This is a genomic window from Streptomyces sp. NPDC057654, from assembly GCF_042800135.1.
Classification (GTDB): Bacteria; Actinomycetota; Actinomycetes; order Streptomycetales; family Streptomycetaceae; genus Streptomyces.
In genome coordinates, this window is the sequence record NZ_JBHVHQ010001077.1 from 1 (window position 1) to 2,552 (window position 2,552).

Here is a 2,552-nt window from a genome sequence, read left to right on the forward strand (position 1 = left end):
CGCCTCCTCCTCGGCCCCGAGAACGGCGCAGCGGGCTCTCTCCTTCCGTCTCGGAAGGGAGAGCCCGCTGCACGCTGGGGCTCGATTACTCCTGAATGCCGGCGATGAAGAATGCCCATGCGCCCTTGGAGACTGTCAGGCCGGGGATGGTCGTGTCCTTGGAGTCCCGGACGCGAACGGCAGAAGCGCAGTCTGCAATCTCAACGCAGGCGTTTCCTTCGCCCCCGCTGTAGCTGGACTTGAACCAGGCCGTCGCATCGTTGTCAGTTACGGGGTTACGGGTCATCTCTTCTCTCGCTTCAGTTTCTCGATGATTTCGGGGGTTTCCTCGGGCGTTTGCGCCGAGGCGGTCATGGTGCTGAACCAGCGACGGAACCTGGAGACGTTGGCAGGTTTGTCCGACATGGAGACGGGCCCCCAGCCCGTATCAACTGTCACGGTGGTGGGCTTTCCTTTGCCGAGGTCCAGAATCGTGAAGTTGCTCCACAACCGTCGGCCCGGTACGTCGGTCAGCAGCACTTGAAGAGTGACGTGGGGGAGGGCCGCGACACGGAGAAGTTCCTCGTACTGCCCCAGCATCACGGAAGCGTCGCCTACTGGATGACGTAGTGCTGCTTCTCCCAGGATTACCCAAAGTTTCGTTGGGTGCTCCTCGGCGAGGAAGGGTTCGCGTCGTTTCATGCGCAGCGCAACGTTGCCTTCGATGAACTCGCTCGTCGTTTCCTCGATCGGCTGCACCTCGCGGAACTGGGCCCAGGCATACTCCTCGGTTTGCAGGAGTCCCAGGATGACGTTGGGGTGGTAGGCGTGCACCTCCTGGGCCGCCGACTCGATCCCGGCAAACGACTTCGTCGCATCCGAAACGCTTCGATACTGCGTCATCCAGTCCTGGCTGGGCGGCGTCTTTTGCAGCTCCTCCAGCGCGCTCACCAACTCGACGTCGCCTGCGACGCCGTAGAGGCCCAGCACCTTACGCAGATCGCCGACGGATCGAAACGAGCTTTGTCCGACCTCAATACGTCGCAGTTGGTCGTAGCTGAGGCCGTCCAGACTCTTAGCGACCTCTTCCAGCGTCAGCCCCGCGCTGTTGCGGAGATAACGCAGCCTGATGCCGAGGTCAACGCGCGGTGCCGTTGCTCCAATCGGCCTCGCCATAGCTGCATCCTTTCGCGTACCGGGTGCACCAAGTCGTGCCCTGAGTTCACGACTTGCCTCCCCGTGTGAACAGTCTGACACCCCGAGTTCGTCCTGCACAGCCCCAGCTACACCGCCTGGCATATACCAATCCACATGCGACTGCGTATGCACTGCACATGCGATTGCGTAGAGGGCCGCATACGCGCCACTGTATGGGACATCACGCGAGACGAGGCCCTGATCACTGGGACTTGTCTCACCAACCTTCGGTAGTGCAGGGGCTGTTCGCGACGGGCCCTCCATCGACCTCGGCGTCACCCACGCCACCATCCCCGTATCGCCATCGAGGAGCCTCGCATGACCGTACTGGAGGAAACCGCCCTTACCGCCGTTCCCCGCCGCCAGGAGAACCCTCTTCCCTACGCGAGGAGTCTGACGCTGCCCGACCGCGAATCGTGGCCCCTTTCGCCGGGCTCTTGGGGGTTGAGCCTGGCGACCGTGGCCGACCCAGAACTGGTCAGCATGTACCGCGCGACGTGCGCCCTCATGCTCGCGCACTGGGACCTTAAGGCCATCACAGACGATGTGTTGTCCGTCGTCAGCGAGCTTGTCACCAACGCAATGATCCACGGTGACGGGGTCAGCCTCGACGTGGCGTACGCCGAGGACGGCACGCTGCTCATCGTCGTGACCGACGGCAGCCCGAACCGCCCGGAACGCCTCGATCCAGCCTCGGATGATGAGCACGGCCGGGGTCTGATGTTGGTCGAGGCGCTGTCCGTCAAGTGGGGCATCAGCGCAGACGGGAAGTCCACCTTTGCCATCCTCAACGTGCCAGGGGGCGGACTTCGGTGACCATCGATCTCGCTCGCGTCCGCGAGGCGATCAACTGTGCGGTCTCGGATCGGCCGCCGACCGCGGTTGAGGTCCGGGATCTGTGGCGATGCCTCCACGCCTACATCGAAGAGGTCCTCCCGCTCACCAAGATGCGGCTGCTGGACCGGGGGCCGAGCTCGGAGGCCCGGCGCGAGGCGGCGTTGGCGGTTCAGCGGGCCGAGGACCTGCTGACGTTGCCCGTCGCCCTGGCGGTGGGCAGCAGCAGCTACCCCCGCCAGCTCGCCCGTGTGCTGGCGGGCCTGATCCGGCACAGCGGGGTGGAGCAGTGACTCCCAACAGTGCAGCCAGCTGCGTGGTGCCGAGCGACGCAGACGGTGCGCGGACGACGCACGAGGGGTCTCGTGTCTCCCGCTGGTTCGTCGGTCGGCAGAACAACCCACCGATAGTGAAGATGCGGGCGCGGGATTCGCCGCCGTCCGTCCGTTAGGCGGCTGTCCCCGCAGTCCGAGCCTCACCCCTGTGCGGGCTCCTGCGGCGTGACGGCCGGCCGGTCCCTCCCGTCCGCGTCGGGCGGGTAC

4 protein-coding genes are annotated in these 2,552 nt (G+C 64.9%); 2 read left to right on the forward strand and 2 right to left on the reverse strand.

The genetic code is table 11. The features are described 5' to 3' along the window. Positions 1-85: 85 nt before the first annotated feature. The gene (locus ACFU99_RS40580) at positions 86-286 is read right to left on the reverse strand and encodes a DUF397 domain-containing protein (protein ID WP_384402877.1); all 201 of its coding nucleotides are present in this window, start codon (positions 284-286) and stop codon (positions 86-88) included. Beyond that, the gene (locus ACFU99_RS40585) at positions 283-1,155 is read right to left on the reverse strand and encodes a helix-turn-helix domain-containing protein (RefSeq protein ID WP_384402879.1); all 873 of its coding nucleotides are present in this window, start codon (positions 1,153-1,155) and stop codon (positions 283-285) included. Before ACFU99_RS40585 ends, ACFU99_RS40580 begins: the two co-directional genes overlap by 4 nt. Before the next feature lie 339 nt (positions 1,156-1,494). Between ACFU99_RS40585 and ACFU99_RS40590 the strand changes: the two genes are divergently transcribed. Together ACFU99_RS40590 and ACFU99_RS40595 are read left to right on the forward strand one after the other, a co-directional pair. Continuing rightward, positions 1,495-1,992: an ATP-binding protein gene (locus tag ACFU99_RS40590; RefSeq protein WP_384402882.1), complete on the forward strand. Its 498-nt coding sequence runs from the start codon at positions 1,495-1,497 to the stop codon at positions 1,990-1,992. Beyond that, positions 1,989-2,303 carry a DUF6415 family natural product biosynthesis protein gene (locus tag ACFU99_RS40595; protein WP_384402885.1) on the forward strand — a complete coding sequence of 105 codons (315 nt, stop codon included), beginning with the start codon at positions 1,989-1,991 and terminating at the stop codon, positions 2,301-2,303. The genes ACFU99_RS40590 and ACFU99_RS40595 overlap by 4 nt, the downstream gene beginning before the upstream one ends. Positions 2,304-2,552 lie beyond the last annotated feature (249 nt).

Bases quoted from the DNA above. Each gene is read 5' to 3' on its own strand.
- ACFU99_RS40580 (WP_384402877.1), bottom strand. From the start codon at position 286: ATGACCCGTAACCCCGTAACTGACAACGATGCGACGGCCTGGTTCAAG.
- ACFU99_RS40585 (WP_384402879.1), bottom strand. From the start codon at position 1,155: ATGGCGAGGCCGATTGGAGCAACGGCACCGCGCGTTGACCTCGGCATC.
- ACFU99_RS40590 (WP_384402882.1), top strand. From the start codon at position 1,495: ATGACCGTACTGGAGGAAACCGCCCTTACCGCCGTTCCCCGCCGCCAG.